The following is a 1,050-nucleotide window of genomic DNA, read 5'->3' on the forward strand; positions in this document are numbered from 1 at the left end:
TCCTACCTCTAGTACCGCTGCACGGTGATTATGACTCATTGGCCGAGGCGTTTGGGGCCCGCCTGCCAAGGCGGTAGGCGCGGCCATTTTGGCACGAGCTTTCGCGGTTGTGAACATCCATCTGATGCGGGCGCGTGATGCGTTGCGCTGTCGCTCGCAAGCAGCGATCTCGGATACGAGTTGTTGCCGGTTGGCGATGCGCCTGTCCAGACACTGGCTGCGCAGCACGCCAATCTCGATCTCCACGATATCTTCTTGTCACTGCAACCAAATGATCAATGACCTCCGTATATCCTTGAGGCCAGCCGCACCCTGTTGACGTCCTGGCAATTGCACCGGGCCGCAGCTTCGCGTCAGTACCGGACATCCCGCCCAGTAGCGCCAGACGACCGCTCGCCATCCATTTCGGGCGATCAATTCGCTGGGGGGAATGACCGCTTCGATTCAAAGTCGGAACTTGGCTCGCTTGAACGGCATGTCCGTTCTACCCCTAAGAGCGGACCTCATCAGACCAGCCCGGTTGGTCCGCTTCGTGCCAATAAGCGACGTAGTAGGTTTATGCGAAAGATCGTCTGACAATCGGCCGTCGAACTGTTAGGTGCGCGAACGGAACGTCAGATGCACACTTCCACCATATTTCAGCATTTAACGCCTGTATCCACGAGCGAATCGAACCCTTGAGCACCAACAAGCTGCGTGGCATTGTGACCCTCAAGGTCCAGGCCGGAGCAACATGACGATTCCCTGCCGCGTCCTAATGATCTATCCGAAGTTCGTCCCGGACTCGTTCTGGAACTATACGGAAGCTTGCGAACTGGTCGGCGCGAAGTATCCGGCGGCGCCACTCGGCCTGATCACCGTCGCTGCCATGCTGCCGAAGCATTGGGACATCCGTCTCGTCAACCGTAACACCGAGCCTTTGACGGACGCGGACCTCGACTGGGCCGATCTCGTGATGATCGGCGGCATGCTCAACCAGCAGCCTGATTTCATGTACCTGATCGATCTCGCCCACCTGCACGGCAAGCCAGTATGCGTCGGTGGACCTGA

Annotated in this window: 2 pseudogenes; one reads left to right on the forward strand and one right to left on the reverse strand. The window is 58.3% G+C overall.

Annotation, left to right across the window (positions count from 1 at the left end):
* Positions 1-81: 81 nt before the first annotated feature.
* Positions 82-252, reverse strand: a pseudogene (locus tag CP49_RS42735) (IS630 family transposase); the annotation flags it as partial.
* Between the two features lie 481 nt (positions 253-733).
* On the opposite strand from CP49_RS42735, the pseudogene CP49_RS14240 reads away from it, so the two are divergent.
* Positions 734-1,050: pseudogene (locus CP49_RS14240) on the forward strand (B12-binding domain-containing radical SAM protein); the annotation flags it as partial.

Origin of the sequence: Bradyrhizobium valentinum (assembly GCF_001440405.1) — a bacterium.
In the GTDB taxonomy this organism is placed as follows: Bacteria; Pseudomonadota; Alphaproteobacteria; order Rhizobiales; family Xanthobacteraceae; genus Bradyrhizobium; species Bradyrhizobium valentinum.